General features: G+C 74.2%; 1 protein-coding gene and 1 pseudogene. One reads left to right on the top strand and one right to left on the bottom strand.

The features are described from left to right. Nucleotides 1–589 (bottom strand): SDR family NAD(P)-dependent oxidoreductase (locus D8M34_RS18385; RefSeq protein ID WP_148113108.1); only part of this gene is annotated, 589 nt, incomplete at its 3' end. On the opposite strand from D8M34_RS18385, the pseudogene D8M34_RS19665 reads away from it, so the two are divergent. After that, a pseudogene (locus D8M34_RS19665) lies at nt 588–821 on the top strand (hypothetical protein); the annotation flags it as partial. The gene D8M34_RS18385 and the pseudogene D8M34_RS19665 overlap by 2 nt on opposite strands.

Here is an 821-nt window from a genome sequence, read left to right as displayed (position 1 = left end):
GGATCGCGTTGGTCCGGAGGTTCTGCGGGCCCAGCTCGGTCGACATCGTGCGGGACAGCCCGACCGCGCCGTGCTTGGCCGCGACGTAGTGCGCGAACCCGGGATGGCGCTGGACGCCGCCGGTGGAGCTGATGAGGATGATCGAGCCGCCCTGGTCCTGCTCGATCAGCGTGGGGACGGTCGCCTTCACCGTCTTCCAGACGCCAGTCAGGTGGACGTCGATCATCGTGTCCCACTGCTGCTCGGTGAGCTCGTGCACCGGGGCGCTGGAGAAGATCCCGGCGTTGGCGACGACGACGTCGAGCCGGCCGACCTCGGCCACCCCGTCGGCGACCGCGGACTGCAGGGCGGCGAGGTCCCGGACGTCGGCGCGGCGGGCGACGATCCGGCGGTCCAGCTTCTCCACCAGGGCGACGGTCTCGTCGAGGTCCGCGGCCTCGGCTGCCGTGTAGCCGACCGTCTCGACCGCGGCGCACACGTCGACCGCGATGACGTCGGCGCCCTCCTCCGCGAGCCTGCCCGCGTGCGACCGGCCCTGCCCCCGCGCGGCACCGGTGACCAGTGCGCCCTTCCCGTCCAGGGTGCCCATGTCGGCGCCTCTCGTCGTCGGGCGGAGCGGGTCCGTGCGGACCCCGTATGACCGGGACCACACTGCGCACGACAGCGGGGGTCCGGCCAGCGGGCATCCGCGCGGTCCGCGCAACCGCGGGCACCCGACCTCCGCCACCGCCCCGACCTGCACCGAGACCACCACCTACCGGATGCGTCCGGCCACGACGCCCGACGTGGACCCCGTCCGCACCCCCCGGACCCCCGTTCCG

The organism is Microbacterium sp. HSID17254, from assembly GCF_003989315.1.
Taxonomy (GTDB): Bacteria; Actinomycetota; Actinomycetes; order Actinomycetales; family Microbacteriaceae; genus Microbacterium.
Note: the sequence above shows the minus strand (reverse complement) of the source record. Positions and strands in the feature narration are given on the sequence as shown.